15 protein-coding genes and 1 pseudogene are annotated in these 19,220 nt (G+C 42.2%); 10 read left to right on the top strand and 6 right to left on the bottom strand.

The window, feature by feature from the left end:
• The first annotated feature begins 155 nt into the window (after positions 1–155).
• From HBH39_RS17190 to HBH39_RS17170, 5 genes are all read left to right on the top strand, one after another.
• Positions 156–1,370, top strand: a complete 1,215-nt coding sequence (locus tag HBH39_RS17190) for an MFS transporter (RefSeq protein WP_167679846.1) — start codon at positions 156–158, stop codon at positions 1,368–1,370.
• 203 nt (positions 1,371–1,573) lie between these two features.
• The gene (locus HBH39_RS17185) at positions 1,574–3,970 is read left to right on the top strand and encodes a TonB-dependent receptor (protein WP_167679845.1); all 2,397 of its coding nucleotides are present in this window, start codon (positions 1,574–1,576) and stop codon (positions 3,968–3,970) included.
• 64 nt (positions 3,971–4,034) lie between these two features.
• Positions 4,035–5,018, top strand: a complete 984-nt coding sequence (locus tag HBH39_RS17180; RefSeq protein ID WP_167679844.1) for a carbohydrate kinase family protein — start codon at positions 4,035–4,037, stop codon at positions 5,016–5,018.
• A 155-nt stretch (positions 5,019–5,173) separates the two neighbouring features.
• Positions 5,174–5,707: a molybdopterin adenylyltransferase gene (gene mog / locus HBH39_RS17175; protein ID WP_167679843.1), complete on the top strand. Its 534-nt coding sequence runs from the start codon at positions 5,174–5,176 to the stop codon at positions 5,705–5,707.
• A gap of 177 nt (positions 5,708–5,884) precedes the next feature.
• On the top strand, positions 5,885–7,462 hold the full coding sequence (locus tag HBH39_RS17170; protein WP_167679842.1) for a diguanylate cyclase: 1,578 nt from the start codon (positions 5,885–5,887) through the stop codon (positions 7,460–7,462).
• A 27-nt stretch (positions 7,463–7,489) separates the two neighbouring features.
• Here the strand turns inward: HBH39_RS17170 and HBH39_RS17165 are convergent, their stop codons facing one another.
• From HBH39_RS17165 to HBH39_RS17155, 3 genes and pseudogenes are all read right to left on the bottom strand, one after another.
• Positions 7,490–8,635, bottom strand: a complete 1,146-nt coding sequence (locus HBH39_RS17165) for an ABC transporter permease (protein ID WP_167679841.1) — start codon at positions 8,633–8,635, stop codon at positions 7,490–7,492.
• Positions 8,635–9,369 carry an ABC transporter ATP-binding protein gene (locus HBH39_RS17160; RefSeq protein WP_167679840.1) on the bottom strand — a complete coding sequence of 245 codons (735 nt, stop codon included), beginning with the start codon at positions 9,367–9,369 and terminating at the stop codon, positions 8,635–8,637. The genes HBH39_RS17165 and HBH39_RS17160 overlap by 1 nt, the downstream gene beginning before the upstream one ends.
• Positions 9,370–9,371: 2 nt before the next feature.
• Positions 9,372–10,906: pseudogene (locus HBH39_RS17155) on the bottom strand (alpha/beta hydrolase).
• Between the two features lie 533 nt (positions 10,907–11,439).
• On the opposite strand from HBH39_RS17155, the gene HBH39_RS17150 reads away from it, so the two are divergent.
• Both HBH39_RS17150 and HBH39_RS17145 read left to right on the top strand, forming a co-directional pair.
• Positions 11,440–13,239, top strand: a complete 1,800-nt coding sequence (locus HBH39_RS17150; protein WP_167679839.1) for an AMP-dependent synthetase/ligase — start codon at positions 11,440–11,442, stop codon at positions 13,237–13,239.
• Positions 13,240–13,490: 251 nt separating this feature from the next.
• A complete protein-coding gene (locus HBH39_RS17145; RefSeq protein ID WP_167679838.1) occupies positions 13,491–13,895 on the top strand; it encodes an acyl-CoA thioesterase in 405 nt (134 codons plus the stop codon).
• Between the two features lie 12 nt (positions 13,896–13,907).
• Here the strand turns inward: HBH39_RS17145 and HBH39_RS17140 are convergent, their stop codons facing one another.
• Positions 13,908–14,162 carry a GNAT family N-acetyltransferase gene (locus HBH39_RS17140; RefSeq protein ID WP_167679837.1) on the bottom strand — a complete coding sequence of 85 codons (255 nt, stop codon included), beginning with the start codon at positions 14,160–14,162 and terminating at the stop codon, positions 13,908–13,910.
• 111 nt (positions 14,163–14,273) lie between these two features.
• Here HBH39_RS17140 and HBH39_RS17135 point away from each other — a divergent pair, with 111 nt between their 5' ends.
• Entirely contained in the window at positions 14,274–15,455 is a 1,182-nt protein-coding gene (locus tag HBH39_RS17135; protein ID WP_167679836.1) for a hypothetical protein, read from the top strand.
• Between the two features lie 99 nt (positions 15,456–15,554).
• On the opposite strand, the gene mtnC is transcribed toward HBH39_RS17135, so the two are convergent.
• Positions 15,555–16,235, bottom strand: coding sequence for an acireductone synthase (gene mtnC / locus HBH39_RS17130; protein ID WP_167679835.1), 681 nt, complete (start codon positions 16,233–16,235; stop codon positions 15,555–15,557).
• Positions 16,236–16,556: 321 nt separating this feature from the next.
• Between mtnC and HBH39_RS17125 the strand changes: the two genes are divergently transcribed.
• Positions 16,557–17,006 carry a dCMP deaminase family protein gene (locus tag HBH39_RS17125; RefSeq protein ID WP_167679834.1) on the top strand — a complete coding sequence of 150 codons (450 nt, stop codon included), beginning with the start codon at positions 16,557–16,559 and terminating at the stop codon, positions 17,004–17,006.
• Between the two features lie 87 nt (positions 17,007–17,093).
• On the opposite strand, the gene hutI is transcribed toward HBH39_RS17125, so the two are convergent.
• Positions 17,094–18,320: an imidazolonepropionase gene (hutI, locus tag HBH39_RS17120; RefSeq protein WP_167679833.1), complete on the bottom strand. Its 1,227-nt coding sequence runs from the start codon at positions 18,318–18,320 to the stop codon at positions 17,094–17,096.
• 118 nt (positions 18,321–18,438) lie between these two features.
• Between hutI and hutC the strand changes: the two genes are divergently transcribed.
• Complete coding sequence (gene hutC, locus HBH39_RS17115) at positions 18,439–19,146, top strand: histidine utilization repressor (protein ID WP_167679832.1); 708 nt, start codon at positions 18,439–18,441, stop codon at positions 19,144–19,146.
• Positions 19,147–19,220 lie beyond the last annotated feature (74 nt).

Raw genomic sequence — 19,220 nt, 5'->3', positions numbered from 1 at the left:
CTTAATCGATTAAGTTGTATATTTAACCAATATGAAACATTATTCAAGGGGTTTGTTGAATTATTAATCGTGTTTTGTGAGCGGTATGATTATTTAAGCGGGGATCATAGCGTGGCATTGGGGTGTTAAAACAAAACAATAAAAAGGAAAATGTTATGTCTAAAGAATTGAATTTAAATAAAAATGCATCTGAATCTAATATCAGAATGCTGACCTATTTGATGTTTTTTATGTTCGCAATGACCTCGGATGCCGTTGGTGTAATTATCCCTGAGTTAATTGAGACTTTTAATTTATCAATGTTACAGGCCAGTGCATTTCACTATATGCCGATGATTTTTATTGCGCTGAGCGGGCTTTTTTTAGGGTATTTAGCAGACAAGTTGGGGCGCAAGTCGACCATTATCATTGGTTTGTTACTTTTTTCCGTTGCTAGCTTTATGTTTGCTTTAGGTGAGTCATTTTATTTTTTCCTCTTTTTACTGGCTGTTATTGGTACTGCAATTGGGGTCTTTAAAACAGGAGCGCTTGCGCTGATTGGTGACATTTCTACTAATGCTAAACAGCATTCAAGCACCATGAACACTGTGGAAGGCTTTTTTGGGGTGGGGGCAATTGTTGGCCCTGCTATTGTTAGCTTTTTACTTGTATCTGGTGTGTCGTGGAAGTTTCTGTACTTTGGGGCGGGTTTATTTTGCTTAATATTATGTTGGTTGGCATACCGTGCTGATTACCCTGCCTTAAAGCGTTCATCTAACCAGAGCATTAATCTAGCTAGTACCTTTAAAATGATGAGAAACCCTTATGCGTTGGGATTTTCATTTGCCATTGGCTTGTATGTGGCAACTGAAGTGGCCATTTATGTGTGGATGCCAACACTGTTACTTGATTACCAAGGTGACTATATTTTTCTGGCCACTTACGCCTTAACCATCTTCTTTACTTTACGCGCGGCAGGTCGCTTTTTAGGGGGGTGGATTTTGCATCGTTTCCCTTGGCAGCAGGTTATGATGTGGTTTAGTTTGGCTATTTTCTTATGTTATTTAGGCACCATGTGGTTTGGCATCGATGCCGCTATTGTATTATTACCCCTTTCTGGTTTGTTCATGTCCATGATGTATCCGACACTTAATTCTAAAGGCATCAGCTGTTTTTCTGTTGACCAACATGGCTCTGTTGCGGGCGTCATATTGTTTTTTACTGCGCTATCCGCGGCTTTAGCACCGTTATTTATGGGCTGGGTGAGTGATATTTTTGGTCATGTTAAATATGGATTTTATTTAGCAACAGGATTTGCTTTTTTATTATTTTTATTAACGCTTTTCAATTTGTTGCGTGATCCAGCGGCGCATTTATTGGCATCTGAGTAATTAATCTAAACCTAAAGGCATTAACGTTAAAATGTGAGCGGGTTAAAAAATATACTTGCATTTTGCTTTTATGTTGCTACATTGTAACTTAATCGATTAAGTATTCGGTTTAAGTGATTTAGATGCTCGGTTGGAACAGTAAGTTGGTGGTGTTGTCTTGGGGGTAATGGGCGACATCGACATTATGATGTGGGGACATAAAAATGATGATAAGCACAACTAAGAAATTTGTATTAAGTTCATTAGCGGTAATGGTGAGTGCCAGTTTGTGGGCAGAAGAAGCTCCGACAGAAGTTGAACCAGCCGATGGTGTAGGTCTTGAGCGCATTGTGGTAACGGGGGTGGCTCGTGGTACGCGAGTGATGGACTCAAGTGTGTCTGTCAGTAGTATTTCACCAGCACAATTAGAGGTAAGTTCGCCTCGTTCATCTGCTGAGGCATTTCGCATTATCCCAGGTGTAAAAGTTGAGTCAACGGGCGGCGAAGGTAATGCTAACATCGCAATCCGCGGTTTGCCTGTCGCATCTGGTGGGGCTAAGTTTTTACAAATTCAAGAAGACGGTTTACCTATTCTGCAGTTTGGCGATATCGCATTTGGTAATGCTGACATCTTCTTACGTATTGACTCAACCGTACAAATTATCGAATCTATTCGTGGTGGTTCCGCATCAACCGCAGCCAGTAATGCACCCGGCGGTATCCTTAATATCATTAGTAAAACAGGTGATACTGATTCAGGTAGCGTGTCTGCAACTGTGGGTTTAGATTACGATACCTATCGCACAGACTTTGAATACGGTACTGATATTAATGACACATTACGTTTTCATATCGGTGGCTTTGTTCGCACTGGTGAAGGCCCTCGTGAGGCGGGCTATACCGCCAATAAAGGTGGACAAATTAAAGCTAACATCACCAAAGAATTTGACTCTGGTTATGTGCGCCTGTATTTCAAACATTTAGATGACAAAAGCATTGGCTATTTACCTATGCCAATGTATTCCGATGGTGGTTCGCTTCCGGGGTTTGACTCAAGTTCTGACACCACTCAGTCAGCTTATTTCCTTTCTACGTTAAGCTTAGGGGCTGACGGACAACCGCGTCGCGGTGACATGCGTGATGGCATGAACCCTGTTGTTAACTCATTTGGTTTTGAAGCGTCATTTGATTTGAGCGATGACTGGACAATCGAAAACCGTTTCCGTTTTTCTGATGTTAGCGGCAACTTTATGTCTCCGTTTCCTGCAGAAGTAGGTAGCAGTTCTGCCATTGCGCAAAGCATAGCCGGCACGGGGGCGAATTTAGTGTATGCCAATGGGCCAAAAGCGGGCGAAGTATTAAGCAGTGATTTAGCCATGCGTATTCACACTTTTGATGTCAGCATGAATGATTTCGGTTCAATTGTTAACGACATCAAGCTTACTAAAACCATTGATGATACTAACATTACTTTTGGTTATTACACCGCTTTACAAAACATCAGTATGTCTTGGATGTGGAATTCATATCTGATGGAAGTTAAAGGTGACAATGCCGCGTTACTTAATGCTGTCGCTGCCGATGGCACATCTTATTCCGATAATGGCTTGTACGCCTATGGTGTTCCATTTTGGGGCAATTGCTGTCAGCGCAATTATGATACGGAATACAAAATTGATGCGCCTTATATTGCCGTAAGCTCTAAGTTGGGTGATTTATCATTGGATGCCAGTGTTCGATATGACTCAGGTGATGCCAGTGGTTACTATGCAGGTAGTGTGCAATCTGCAGTAGATATGAACCGTGATGGCACAATTTCTATTCCTGAACAAAGCGTATCATCAATCGATAACAGTAACCCTCAGCCGGTTAATTATGATTGGGGCTATACCTCTTATTCTGTTGGTGCAAACTACCAAATTAACGATGACTTAGCTGCATTTGCTCGTGTGAGTCATGGTGGCAGAGCTAATGCTGATCGTTTGTTGTTTGGTAAAGTGAGACCTGATGGCTCGGTAGCTGATGAAGATGCAGTTGATAAAGTTGATCAATATGAATTGGGCGTCAAATATCGCTATGACAGCTTATCAGTATTTGCAACGGCATTTTATTCTGAAACTGAAGAGCAAAACTTTGAAGCCACCAGTCAAAAATTCTTTGACCGTAAGTATGAAGCCACAGGTCTTGAGATTGAAACGGCTTATTACATTGGGGATTTTGACTTCAGAGGTAATGTGACTTGGACTGATGCTGAAATTGCAAAAGACGCATTAAATCCTGACGTTGAAGGTAATACACCTCGTCGCCAAGCTGATTTCATCTATTCCTTATCTGGACGTTATAACTACGACAAAGGCTCTGTTGGGGTTAACGTGATTGGTACCACAGACACCTATGCTCAAGACAATAATGATTTAACTTTTGACGGTTATGCGCAAGTTAATGCCTTTGCAAATTATATGATCACTGATGGATTATCGATTGCTGTGAATGTAAACAATCTATTCGACACTGTGGGCATTACTGAGGCAGAAGAAGGCTCTATACCGGACAATAACATTATTCGTGCCAGAGCAATCAATGGCCGTACAACAACGGCAACCTTAAAGTACGAGTTTTAATCCTTTTGGCTTAGCTTCCGCAAGCAACTTAGCCCATGCAAATGGGCTTTTTTTGGAGCGTATTATGAGTAAATTACTTTGTTTTGGTGAAGTGCTTGTCGATTTAATCCCCATTGATCGGCAAGGACTGAGCCACCAAGCTATTGCTGGTGGTGCTCCTGCAAATGTCGCCGTAGGCTTTGCAAAATTAGGTGGTTATAGTGGTTTTGCTGGTGGGGTGAGTACCGATAGTTACGGTGCTATGCTAGAACAAGCGCTAGCTGACTATGGCGTCAATACGCAGTGTTTAGCCAAAATAGACGCGCCAACAGCCACAGTTTTGGTGACCTTAGATGAACAAGGCGAGCGAACCTTTAGCTTTAATCGACATAACACTGCAGATATGAGTTATACCAAGGCGCATGTTGAGCGTCTCGATTGGTCGCAGTGGAACATGTTTCATTTTTGCTCAAACACCTTTACTGACACAGCTATGTTTGAAGTTAGTTTGATTGCTATTAAAAACGCTTTCAGACAACATAAACTGGTGAGTTTTGATGTTAATTTACGTTTGTCATTATGGTCTACTGAGTCGTTAATTAGCGAGCGTGTAGAACGTTGCTTGCCTTATACCCATGTATTAAAAATGAGCCGTGATGAAGCCAAATATCTTGCCGATGCCAAAGGGCTCAGTATCACTCAATATATACAATTTTGTTTGGTTACAGGTGTTGAAACCATCGTGCTCACCGATGGGGGTAATCCGGTTGAATGCATTAATACTCACTATCAATTTAAAGTTGCAGCGCCTGCCATACAGGCTGTGGATACTACCGCAGGCGGTGATAGTTTTATCGCCGGTTTCTTGTATGCTTTGGCTGATTTAGAAGGCAGTCACATTCATCTTATTCAAAGCTTATCGAATGCCAAATGGGTAAAGTCTGCTGTGCAGTTTGCGATTCAATGTGGTGCTTATACTTGCCAACATAAAGGCGCGTTTCCTGCTATGCCCACAATGGCACAGCTTAATTGGGTAGAGGAAAAAGAGTTAGTCATGGCTTTTGCCTAGGCGTAGATTGATTATTGCGCGAGCTTTATCACGTTTTAAATGCTTATCGACACTGAGTTTTATGTTATTTTAGATGCCACTAAAATTGGCGTTTTTGGGATATAAACACTGAAAATAGCTAATATTATTAATCTAAATAGCCTAAAGAGTGGATTATGAGCAAAGCAAAGATTGGTATTGTGACGGTAAGTGATCGAGCAAGCGCTGGCGTGTATGAAGATATTTCTGGTAAAGCGATTATCGATACCTTAAATGACTACCTAACCTCTGAGTGGGAGCCTGTTTACGAGGTGATTCCTGACGAGCAAGATGTGATTGAAGCCACCTTGATAAACATGGCTGATAAGCTCAATTGCAGCTTAATTGTAACCACTGGCGGTACAGGCCCTGCAAAGCGTGATGTTACCCCTGAAGCGACCGAAGCCGTGTGCGACCGTATGATGCCTGGTTTTGGTGAGCTAATGCGCGCTGAATCATTAAAGTTTGTGCCAACCGCTATTTTGTCTCGTCAAACGGCGGGTTTACGTGGCGATTCACTGATTGTTAATTTACCCGGCAAGCCTAAGTCGATTCGCGAGTGTTTAGATGCGGTATTTCCCGCTATTCCTTATTGTATTGACTTAATGGACGGGCCATTTTTAGAGTGTGATGAGGCGGTCATTAAGCCTTTTAGGCCTAAAGCCAAGTAATTCAATTCAGGTTAGCCCTATGGGGTTAACGCAATTAAGAAGCCAATAAACGTTATTATAGGTTTATTGGCTTTGTTATTTTTTGCCTCTCAAGTTCGCTTCAATTGTTCATGTTATTCCATTGTGATCATAATTTAGTACTACACTTAATTTGGTTATGGTGTGGAATGGCGTCTTATGACCTTAAGAAGTTTCTCATTAGCTCTATTGTCATCTTTGCTGTTAAGTTTGATGCTGCTGTTGATGCTGATTTATTACATTGTTTATTTGCCCAACATAGAATCAGAAATTATTGATCAACAGCAGCAAGAATATCAGTTACTGCAATCCGCCTTTGCTTTATCTAAGCAAGGGGTGTCTAGCTTGTCTTTCGATTATGCGGTTTGGGATGAAATGGTGAGTTATGTGCAAAACCCTAACAATGAGTTCATCCATGAAAATATGGTATCGAGTTCATTTGAAGCGACTAATATTCATGCTGTTTTTATTCATAATGTTGATAGACAACTGGTTTGGAAATATCAGAATGAAGTGCTAAAAGGGGTAAAGGCAACTATTCGCCAAGGTGATGTTGATTTGGCCATTTTACCTAGCCAAGCAGACATAGCATTGCAGAAAGTATCAGAAAGAAGTGGATATATTGTGGTAGCTGGGCAGCTGGTTTTTTACAGTAATCATACCATTGTGCCTTCAAGTGGGGTGGGTGAGGTTGCTGGTAGTTTGACTATGGTTAGGTTAGTCACTGAAAAGCTGGTTGACGAGTTAAGTCGGTTTTCTTTGGTTAATTTTTCTTTGTTGCCGGTCGATCCAAATAGCATGGCTACATTTGAAGAGTTTTTTACCGCTAAACCCATCAGTGTTATGGCCAAAAGTCATACATGGGTGCTAGTAGATCCTTTTGACCAACAGCAGCTTTTATTAACCATTTATCACAAAAAGTTTGCCGCTAACCAATTACCTTTGACTACAGTTTTGCTGATCTTCTTGTTTTTGGGTTTGATTGTGGCGTTAGGAATGCAAGTCTTATCGCTTTTGTTAACTGAGCCAATTAATCAATTTAATGAATCGATTAAATCTTTGCCTGAAAATAACTACATTAATAAAGTGCCTTCAGAATATTTTATTAAAGAATTGGTCAGTGTTTCGCATTCGTTTAATCAGCTATTGAATAAATTTAATGCTCAGCAAAATTATTTAGAAACCTTAACCGTGCAAGATGCTTTAACTGGCATTGCTAATCGCCGTGGTTTAGAAGCATTTGGCAATAAAACAATCTCAAATTGGCAAGACTTGGCCGTGGGTTTTAGCGTGATAATGATTGATGTGGATCATTTTAAGCACTTTAACGACACACAAGGACATTTAGCGGGTGATGAAGCGCTTAAAACGGTCGCCAAAAACTTACAGCAAACCGCTACCGAGTTTCAGGATGATCGCGTTTTTGTTGCCCGTTATGGTGGCGAAGAGTTTTGTGTTATTGCACTGTTCGATGACCCATTGCTTGTCGGTAAAATGGCTGAAAGCTTGCGTGCTAAAGTTGAGAGCAATAAAATTGCCAACACCTTGCCAGATAAGCAATGGTTAACGATTAGTGCTGGTGGGGTGATCATTTCAGCTCAAACGAGCGACAAAGCCTATCGTTTTAACGACTTTCTGAAACTGGCAGATGAGCAGCTTTATTTGGCTAAAAAAGCGGGCAGAAATCAGGTTAAGCTAGTTGAATTTAATAAAAAACCTACGGATATGACTCCGTAGGTTTAGCGATTAAGGCGGTTAACTTAGTTATAGTCCAAAGACTACTTTTTCACTTTTAAGTGATTTTTCTAAGCTAAACATCAAGCCTAATGAAATCACGACCGTTGCGACAGATGACACCACTAATTGCAGCATGGGGATGTCTTTACCCTTGATAAAATCCATTAAAGCTTGCTGCTGACCAGAGACTGGCAACCACTGTAATGCTTCGGGAGCAATGTTGTAACTGGCAGCCATTGATAACGCTAATGGCACAAATAACACCATGGTTAAATAAGACTGCGCTTCCTTAAAGGTTTTTGCCATAAATGACACAAACAGCTGTAGTGTTGACGCCAACAATGCCACAGGAATACCGACTAGTAACATGAGCCCCATAAAGTCGGTTGAAATATTGATGCTAAAGCCTAACTCTTGCCAAGGTACAAAGGCGTAAGCAATTTTGGAAATCAATAGAATTAAAACCAACCCCAATAAGGCAAAAGTGGTGACGGCAATCACTTTGCCCAAGACCAACTGACCAGTACTAATGGGATGACTTAGCATTAATGCCAATGAGTTACGCTCTCGCTCACCCGCACTGGTATCAATAGCGAGGTTCATGCCAGAAATAAACACCGAATAAATCATGGTGAAAATGGCAATACCTAAAATCATGCCGCCTTTTGAATCTGGGGTGGCTTGATCTTTCATATTTACTTTAAGAGGTTGCATCACTTGTGGGTTAATACCACGGGCAATGAGACGCAAACTGCCCATTTCGCTGCTGTAGGCCTGTAATTCACGCTGTAAACGGCGAATGGAGTTTTGGAGTTTTTCATCCGAATTATCAGCTTCTACAATAATTTCCGCCGGCTTGGCTTTAGCCATATTTTCGGCATAATCATCGCTGATGGTTAGGCTAATGGCTTTTACATCTTGATTGGGATCACTTGCATCCGCGGCGTTGATACCGTTGCGCCCAAGGTAGCGTACTAAGTCTGGGGCGTTGTGGGCTTTATTGATGGTGATATTGAGATCTTCAGGGCTTGATAGTTGACCAATCAATACCATAAACATGCCGCACATCAACAGTGGGGTGCCGATAGCATAATATAAACCGGCCATTACCGAACGTTTGTCGCGCGCAGCATCTATCAGTTCTTTGCGCACCATGGCGAATATCTTTTTCATTAGGCTGCAATCCCTTCGTCAGTTCCGATTAGTTTTATAAATGCCTCTTCCAATGAGGTTTCACCAGTTTGTTGGCAAAGCTCGTCAGGACTGCCTGTGGCAACCACTTGGCCGTTAGCCATCACTATAACGTGATCACACAGCGCCGCAACTTCCTGCATAACATGGCTTGAAAACAATACACAGTGACCCCGCGCTTTAAGATCGAGCAATATATCGCGTAATAAACGGGTGCTCATAACATCTAGCCCGCGAGTGGGTTCATCTAAAATAATATTGGTTGGTTGATGCACAATGGCCTGGGCTAACGCGGTTTTCATTCGTTGACCTTGTGAAAAACCTTTGCAACGTCGATCACTAATATCGCCTAAATTAAGTTGCGCAATGACATTTTCAGTAGCCTGTTTGGCATTTTTAGCCGACATGCCGCTAAGCTCTGCAAAAAACTGAATGTACTCTCTTGGCGTTAGGCGTTCATATAATCCAAATGGATCAGGAAATAAGCCTAACTGTTGTTTAGCTTCAATCGGTTTTTCAGCAACATTGATGCCGTCAACTTCAGCGATGCCCTCATCGGGCTTAAGTAAACCAAATAAGGTGCGTAAACAGGTGGTTTTGCCCGCACCATTAGGGCCAAGTAGTCCCGTGATATGACCATCTTGAGCGGTGAAACTTAGATCGTTTAGCGCCTGCACTTCACCAATTTTTTTTGATAAATGGGTAACTGATATCATGATTATTCCTTATCTGTGCTGGTGGCACTGTCCGTGGTGTCAACTGGGGTGGCGATAGGTTCAACGGAATTGGCATTTAAATAAAAGCTGCGGCGCACATCTTTTTGTAAGCAACTTGGATCGAGTTTTTTCACGCTGCCACTGTTAACTAAATCTGCAATTAAATCATTGGCGCAAGTCTGCGCCGCTACGCCATGGGTCGCGAACGGTGAAATGAAATGTTTCGCGTTAGTGAGTTCTTTTTCGGCCAGCGCCCCCAGTTAGGTGGGGTGGCAGGATCTAACTCGCCCGATAATAATAAGGTTGGAATATTGCTGCTGATTGGTTGGCTAAAGCTGTCGTCCACAGGTGGCACTTGCCATACCTCACAGGTTTTTTCTAAGCCTTCAATCATATTGGCACTCACGTATGAGTCTTTAGCATCTTGGCGCATTTGATCTGATATGCGGTGAATATCTTCAGCACATACTACTGAAGCATGCATTCCCATGGCTAAACCCGCTCCGTCAGCGGCTAAAGCGTAAATACCTAAAATGGGTTGATAATCGCCTTGAGCGGCTTGATGAATGGCGTGAGGTAATAGTGCTCGTACAACGGGCGTGTATAAGGCCATACGAATGGCACCGGTAAATTTACTACGGGTTAATAAGAAGGTGCTGGGCTGATTAGTTAGAGGATCACGCACACTTTGTTTAACGGGCTTTTTCGCTAATGCGTCATTCACTTGAGTAAAGTCAGCCAATAAATTAGGAAATTGTTGCTGACAGGCTGCATTGTTGCTGCAATCACGCATGAGTAATTCAAAGCCGCGTTCAATGGCGCTACCAATGGCTATAACGCTTTGTTGCATTGGCACTACGCCATCTAGCGTGACGGTTGCTAGCGCTTGTGGATAATGGCGCATATAAAGCTGAGCCATGCGGGTGCCATAAGACACACCATAAACATGTAATTTTTCATAACCTAAATATTGGCGTACGGCTTCGAAATCCGTTAATGCGGTTTGGCTGTCATATTGCGCAATATCAACATCAATTGAGGCGAGACACTTTTCAGTTTCAGCGATGATGTCAATTGAATCATCGTTAAATTCAAGTGGCGATATGAGGCTATCATCCTCGCAATTTAATATATTCGATTGACCGGTTCCGCGTTGGTCAATAAGTAAAATATCTCGTTGTTCACGTACTTTGCTGAGTAACTTATCAAAGCCTGCTGCGTGCTCTATGGCTGATTGACCCGGGCCGCCAGCAATCGCTAATAAGGCTTCTTGAGGATGAGTGTCTTTAATCGCAGGTAAAATTGCAAAGTGAATATCAATCTGTTTCCCTTCGGGCTTTTCAGGGTTTTCAGCCACAGCGATTTTGCCGCATTGAAGTTGCTCTGCCATCCCCTCTAAATAACATGTTTGGGTTTTAGTTACTGGCGCGGTGGCATTAACAGTAGCATTAGTTTGAAGGGCGCTGGCTTGTGTTGGCGCTTCTTTGACTGCTGTAGCTTGTTCCACCTCTGTTGTGGGGGCTGTATCACTTGCCATTGCCGCAGGTGTGATTGCGATGCCAAACACAAGGCTAGCGATTGCACGGAATTTGGTTAAAGCTAAATATGCTTTCAATCGCTTGAGGCGTTTTTCGCCGCGCATTGAAGATAACTTCCTGTTGTTCATGTTATCGGTTCCTTGTTGCATTTGTCTTTGTATAAGCATGAGGGCATCAATGTCTTTAGCGTGTTAATGCTCTGTGGGCCATGGTTTAACTGTTTGCATTATCATGCATTTTTATCAATATCGAAAGGTTAACATGATTATCCACCTAGCGGTTCAAAGTGGTCGAACAGAACAGGATCTTATGAAGTGCAAGCAAGCATTTTGACCATTATCGATATCGGGTTGTTAATGTAGAGTAAAAAACGTTTGTGTAATGAAGGTGTTGTTGATCGCTAATTGTGTTTATCACCGTGTAAAAAGTGATCTAAAGCACAGGGATAGAGCAAAAACTCTTATGGTTTGATATTGCTTCAGGTAGAATGCGATAAAAAGCAGTACACCTGTAAGCTAAAAGGTATTAAGCCATGTCCCTAGAAAATTATCATATCGTTAGACTTTTGCAGCAGCAAAGCCATGTTTTGGGCGAAAAAGTTGCCCTTGAAGGTTTTGAAATGGCTGCGCCATGGAATACCGTTTCTTGGAAGCAGTTTGATGCTATAACCAACAAAGTCGCACAGCTGTTAATTGACTTTGGTTTGCAGGTGCAAGATAAAGTGGTGATTGTGGCGCAAAATAGCCCGCAATGGAGCTGCGCAGATATTGGCGCTTTAAAAGCTCGTAGTGTTGTTGTGCCGGTTTATCCGACTAGCCCATTAGAACAAGCTGTATTTATTGTTAATGATGCTCAAGCAAAAATCATTTTTGCCGGTGATGCCAATCAATATGCTACGGCGTGTAAGATTCAAGCTCAGTGTCCTACTGTTGAGCAGGTCATCGTGTTTGACCGTCAAGTAGAACTTTGTTCTGATCAGCATTACCATTTTGATGACCTTTTAGCCGCAAATGCAACCCCAATTAGCGAGCAAGAGTTAGCTCAGCGCTTATCGCAAACAAGTCTTGATGATTTGCTTACCCTTATTTATACCTCGGGCACCACGGGCGATCCTAAAGGCGTCATGTTAGATTATCGTAATATGGCTTCAATGGTTGAGCAGCACGATGCCGAAATTGCTTTTCAAGCCGGTGATGTCTCTTTGGCCTTTTTACCCTTAAGCCATGTGTTTGAGCGTGGCTGGAGCTTCTACGTTCTATGCCGTGGTGGCCATAATGTTTATTTAAATGACACCAACAGAGTAAAAGAAGCCATTGCCGCAGTTAAGCCACATACTTTATGTGTGGTACCACGCTTTTTAGAAAAAGTGTACAGTGCAGTTCACGACAAGGTGCAAACAGCTCCTGCGATTCGTCAAAAATTATTTAACTGGGCAATAGGTGTCGGTTCACGCCAATTTGAAGTTAATCAAGGCCGCAAAAAAGCCAGCTTAGGCTTATCGGTGCAGTGGAAGCTGGCGCACAAACTTGTGTTCAGCAAGCTACAAAATGTATTGGGTGGACGCTTAAAGTTTATGCCTGTGGGCGGCGCGGCCCTTGATGTGAATGTTGGAGGTTTCTTTCACAGTATTGGTGTACCAATTTTATCGGGTTACGGCATGACAGAAACTTGCGCCACTGTGACTTGTAATACCTTAAGTAATCGTGTGCCGGGGTCAAATGGTAAGCCATTGCATGCAATGGAAGTGAAAATTGGTGATAACAACGAAATTTTAGTTCGTGGTGAAACGGTTATGCGTGGTTACTATAACCGCCCACAAGATACTGCAGAAGCCTTTGAAGATGGTTGGTTAAAAACCGGTGATGCCGGCATGATAGATGCCCAAGGTAATTTATATATTACTGACCGAATTAAAGAGTTAATGAAAACCTCAAACGGTAAGTATATTGCGCCGCAACGGGTTGAAGGCAAGATTAATTGTTGTCCTTTTGTCGAGCAAGTCGCGATTGTGGCAGATGCGCGTAATTACGTGTCGGCCTTGATTGTTCCCGCCTTTGAGTCGTTAGAGCTTTGGGCAAAAGAGAAGGGCATTAAGGTCGAAAATCAAATTGATCTTCTGCGTCATAGCCAAGTTGTAGAACATTTTGAGCAGCGCTTAAAGGAATTGCAGCATGAGCTAGCTGGTTTTGAAAAAATCAAAAAGTTCACCCTATTGCCAGAAGCGTTTTCAACCGAATCAGGTTTGATCACCCCAACGATGAAGCTGCGCAGAAAAAATATCTACGCCAAGTACATGCGTGAGATTAATGCCATGTATGGAAAGACTTATTAGGCCGTTTTACTCGGCAAGTAAGCGAGTACTTCACCTCTTCTCACTTTGCGTGAGAGGAGGTTTTTTGTATAAACATCGCCTGAAGTGACTGCGTTAGGTTGCATTATCACCAACACACAAAAGTGGTTGTGTGATAAACACGGCTTTGATGATATTGCTAGGCTGCTTTAGAATGGCGTAATGAATATGGCTCGTGGGTGTTATTAGTTTTAGTAATGCTCCCAGAAAACAATAATAATAAGGAATTTTTTGTGTCTGATACTCAGTTTTTTCTCGATTTAACGCCACGATTTTGTGAAACCGATGCTTTAGGCCATATCAATAATACAGTGATCCCTGTGTGGTTTGAGGCGGCGAGAGATCCTATCTTTGATATTGTTAATCCCGGACAAGATTTAACTAAGTGGAACATGATTATTGCGGGTTTTACCATTGCCTTTAATGCACCCACTTTTTATGGCAAAACGGTGACCATTAAAACCCATATTAGTCGTATTGGTAACAGCAGTTTTGAGATTGCTCAAAGTTGCTGGCAGCAAGGTAAACAAACCGCTGAAGCGAAAACCACTATGGTGCATTACGATTACCAATCCAAAAAAAGCCAACCCTTATCTGATGAGATCAAAGCACAATTAGCAGCGTTAACCGGTGAATAGCTAACTCGGTAGCTAATCTTTCAAGAACTTCTGCACATAACTACAGCTGGCCTTAATGGTCAGCTGTTCTGCTTTTGCCCAAGCTAATCCGCTACGGACTAATTTTTCAGCAATGCCTTGACCTCGCAGGCTAGGCGGGACAAAAGTATGATGAAAATCAACCGAGTGACCAGTTAAATGATATTCCAGAATTGCTTCATTGTTGACGCTAAAGCGTGTTAAATCAGCTTGATGTTGCACTATTGGTGACTGTGGTAATGATGTCATTGGTCATTCTCGATTGCAGTTAATTAAATAAGATTGTCGCGCATAAAGCGGTTAAAAGCATGCTACAAGCTAACAACCGATGTTAAAACAGGCTATGTTATTGGTATATCTTTGAATTTTAGTATTACCTTACTTAAGTCAGCAAGGATGATTGAAATGGTATTAGCAAGACTTAAAGCGTTCAAACTACCCGAGGCAAGCTCATTACCCGTATTAATGTGGCAGCGCGTTATCGACAAGGTTAAGGCGTTTAGAGATAAGCTTTCATTTGCGCAAAAATTGTATTTAGTGGCGATAATGTTGCTAGTAACAAAGCAATCTCTTGCTTTGGTTGCATTGATCAGCGTCATCGCCATTTTATTAGAGTTTTGGCCTGTGTTTGAAAAGGTATGGAACAGCCTTGCGGGTAAGGCGGTATTACTGCTTTTTTATGCCATCATTGCTAACTTTGCATTGGCCAATGCCAGTGCTGTGGTGAATGAGGTGGTTGGGGTTTCGGCAAGCCATTTTAACTATACCCATAACTTCGCCATTTTGCTGTATATCCCAGCGTGGTGCATTATTGTTAGTGGCATTATTATGGCCATGGTGCAGATTTGCGCGCCATTTTACTTTATCTTTATTCAGCTTTTAAAACCCTTAGGTATTAAACCTAAGCGGATAATTGAACATCCCGCTTATCATCGCACCACCTTTATTGTGCGGGTAATCTTATCGCTGGTGGTGCTTTATCATGTATGGATGTTGCTTGGTCTGGATGTAAAGGTGGAAGATGATGCCGAGATCCAGCAAATCGCTCAACAATGGGTTGACAAACAAGTCCCCGGAGCCGAAGAAACCTCTAATGAACTGCTAGCACAAATTGCTGCCGCACAAGCCAAAAAGCAAGCGCAAGTTAAGCAAACGGGTTTGGGGGCCTTGAAAGAAAACTCATCCCAAACTAAGTCCGATACCTTAAAGACTGAGCCATCGCTGAATGCCGATGCTAGTGTTGATCCGACAATTGAGGATGATGTTACCGCTGATGATTATCAGCAGTTACATGATAACTATGTTAATGGGGTGCGTAAGGCTGTGGCGTTATTTGCATTTTATTTTGAGGCGGATAGCCGATCTCGTTGTGAAAAACACCCCGATGCCCATGTGGTGGAATTAAATGATTATGAGATCTTAGAAGTCTTGCCCGACGCGAATACTACTATGGGATACCGTTTTACCGTACGTCAATGTGTATCAGCGGCGTTTCCCCTTGATGCTAAGGCGGCTAGGACTACAGCAGCAAGTGGAATGTAAGCCTCGTCATAGTCACTTTGCTGTGTTGGTCGCCTTGGCATTTGAAGACAAAAAAACGACATCCATGATGCCGTTTCTTATGCGTAATTGTCTTGAATATTAATTAAATTCTAACTCGTTAAAGCTAGTAATTACTTTAAATTTAGCGGTTTTTTGATCAGGGTTACGTACCATTTGGGCGGTAAGTAGGCCTGCGGCATCAGCTGCTTTTAGTTCTTCAATCACATCAGAGATAAACAGCATTTGCTTTGGCTTTAAACTGATGGTGTTGCAAATATTACTGTAGGCTTGTTTATCTAACTTGTTACCGGTGCGGGTATCAAAGTGACCGCTGAATTTAGGGGTTAAGTCGCCTGCATCTGAGTGACTAAACAATAATTTTTGCGCATCAACCGAGCCTGATGAAAAGCTATAAATACGGATGTTAGCTGCCAGTATTTCATCAATGCTATCAATAAAGTCAGGGTAAATATGGCCCTTAAATTCTGCTTGGTTGTAACCTTGCTTCCAAATTAACCCCTGTAGGGTTTTTAATGGGGTGACTTTACGGTCTTCATCAATCCATTGGCTAAGAATTTCAATCACGCGTGGTAACGAGGCATCGGGCTCAAGGGCAATGTCTTTTACATCACTAATACAGTAATCAACTAATGCATTGTTTTGATTTTTTTCAAGAAACTCGCCAATAACTCTTTTTGAATATGGAAAAAGGACATCTTGAATAAAATTCAGATCGGTTGTTGTGCCTGCTGTATCAACAATGATTGCTCGAATACTCATAATGCTTTGTGACTCCAAGGTGAAGCGAAACTAATGGCCTGATCCTAAGCTACATTGGTCATCAAGGCTAGTCCCAAACAGTCAAGAAAGAAATATTTGTGGCGCTATTTCGATGTTTTTTGCGTTGAAACACATCAATTAGCCAGTGATTAACTTGCAGTTGTGATCGATTCAAGGGCTGATTTATTGTCACTGAAATAAGTTGCTGTTGGAGTATTCAGTAAAATAATGCTGATAAGTTAACCTGATTGAGTTAAGTTATAAGATAAAACGTATCAGTTAGTTACCTTGTTTTAGTGGGTTTAATTTAGGATTGTCATTATGATTTTAAAATGGGCAAAACGATTTTTTCAAATGGCTGAACTGGTGGGGTCATGGAGTAAAGATCCTTCGACTCAAGTTGGCGCGGTGATCACTAAACATAATCGCATTGTGTCGGTGGGTTTTAATGGTTATCCCCATGGGATTTCAGATAGTGCAGAAACCGATGACCGTGAGATGAAGCTACTGAAAACCTTACATGCAGAAGAAAACGCCATTCTATTTGCTAAGCGTGATCTTGATGGCTGTGATATTTGGGTGACCCATTTTCCGTGTCCAAACTGTGCAGCCAAAATTATTCAAACTGGGATCACTGGAGTGTTTTGTCCTGAGCAAAGTGAAGACTTTTTGTCTCGATGGGGGGATAAAATTAAAATCAGTCAAGATATGTTTTTACAAGCTGGCGTTAAAGTGAATTGGCTGCCTATCAATGAGTTAACCGATAAATAGCCCGCGCTTTTGAAAGTTAAAAATCGCCATAATTGGCGATTTTTTGTGTATTAGAAAGTCGTCGCGAAAGGTGATTAACCACAATGATTACTGCTGTATGATTCTGCCTGATTTGATCACTTGCTCGCATGGATTAACACCGTAGGCATAAGCTAACTCTGCGGGTGAGTGAATATCCCATAAACAAAAATCAGCTTGTTTACCTATCGCCAAGCTGCCAACCTTGTGCTCGATGCCTAAGGCTTTAGCGGCATTGATGGTAACGCCTTTTAAGGCTTCTTCTGGGGTTAACCTGAATAAGGTACATGCCATATTGAGCATCAACAGTGTTGAGCAAATAGGCGATGATCCTGGGTTAATATCACTGGCGATCACCATGGGCACTTGATATTGGCGTAATAAATCAATGGGTGGCAATTTTGTTTCCCGTAAAAAGTAAAACGCCCCCGGCAGCAATACAGCACAGGTACCACTTTGACTAATGGCCTTAACGCCAGCTTCGTCTAAAAACTCTATATGATCGACCGATAGCGCGCCAAGTTTGGCTGCCAGCTCGCTTGCGCCAATATTAGATAATTGTTCAGCGTGTAATTTAATTGGCAGCCCAGCACGCTTAGCCGCCTGCAACACTCGCTCTGTTTGTTCAAGATTAAAGGCTATCCCTTCACAAAATACATCGACAGCATCGGCAAGATTTTCTTTCATTACAGCTGGTAACATGTCGTTGATAACCAAGTCAACATAGGCATCTGGATTGTGTTTATATTCTGCGGCAATAGCATGTGCGCCCAAAAAGGTGGTTTGTACCTCAACATGGTGATGTTTACCTAACTCCCGCGCAACACGGAGCATTTTTAGTTCAGTTGCCGTATCTAACCCATAACCCGATTTTATCTCAACCGTGGTCACGCCTTCTTTCGCTAAAGCATTCAAACGCTTGCGGGCTAAATTAAATAGCTCAGCTTCGTCGGCTTCTCTACACGCTTTTACTGTTGAGATAATACCGCCGCCAGCATTGGCTATGTCTTGATAACTTGCACCTTGTAAACGCATTTCAAATTCGTTGGCACGATTACCGGCATAAACCAAATGGGTGTGGGCATCTATTAAGCCGGGAGTGAGCCATTTTTGATAGCCGCGATAAACAGGGGTCGCTAGCACATCAAAGTCAGGCAGTTCGCTACGCGGGCCTAACCATGCAATTTGGCCGTTTTTTACGGCAATGGCTGCATTGGTTATTGCGCCATAAGGTGCAGCAACCTTGCTATCCATGGTGGCAATGTTCACATCAATCCAAACGTGATCCCAACTCATTGCAAATACCTTTGATTCAGTTTGATAAATAAATTAACTAAACATTACTTGATAAGGCTTGTATATACAAGCTAGGATAAAACACAAATATTCAGCAACAGTGATTGGTTTTTTAACGATGGCATTAGCAAAGTTTGCCCAGATCAAACAGTTTATTCTTGCTCACATTGAGTCAGGGCAATGGCAAGAAAACGCCCGTGTGCCCTCTGAAAATCAATTAACTGAACTGTTTCATTGTAGCCGCATGACCGCGAGACGCGCATTAACCGAGTTAGTTGAAGCGGGAATTTTAGAGCGCACCCAAGGGTTAGGCACATTTGTCGCAGGGCTAAAATCGCAATCATCTTTACTGACTATTCGAAATATTGCTGATGAAATTAAAGAGCGTGGCCATGGCTATAGTGTTAAACAATTGGAGTTAGCGGCTGTCGAGGCGAGCGCACCAATTGCAATTGCCTTAGGGCTCGATATCGGCAGCCAAGTATTTTATTCCGTACTAGTGCATTGTGAGCAGGGCTTACCGTTACAGGTAGAAGAACGTTTTGTTAACCCTAAGCTGGTGCCAGATTACCTTAAACAAGATTTTAGCCAACAAACTCCCCACGAGTATTTATCCCTAGTTGCCCCACTAACTGAGGCGCGACATACCGTTGAGGCCATTGTGGCCAATGAGCAAATTCAGCAGCGTTTAGGGATCAACGCCAGCGAACCTTGCTTGCAAATTATTCGCCGTACTTGGTCAAAGCTTGGGGTGGTGAGTTTTGCCCGCTTGGTGCATCCGGGTAGTAAATTCAGGTTAGGTGGCCATTTAACCTTTAAGGGATAATATACATATTTATATCCATAAATTTATTTAAAACAAAAGATTAACTCAACAACACAATCCATCTAAATATAACA

Origin of the sequence: Shewanella aestuarii (assembly GCF_011765625.1) — a bacterium.
In the GTDB taxonomy this organism is placed as follows: Bacteria; Pseudomonadota; Gammaproteobacteria; order Enterobacterales; family Shewanellaceae; genus Shewanella; species Shewanella aestuarii_A.
The sequence above is the reverse complement of the archived record's forward strand: the minus strand, read 5'-3'. Positions and strand labels throughout refer to the sequence as shown.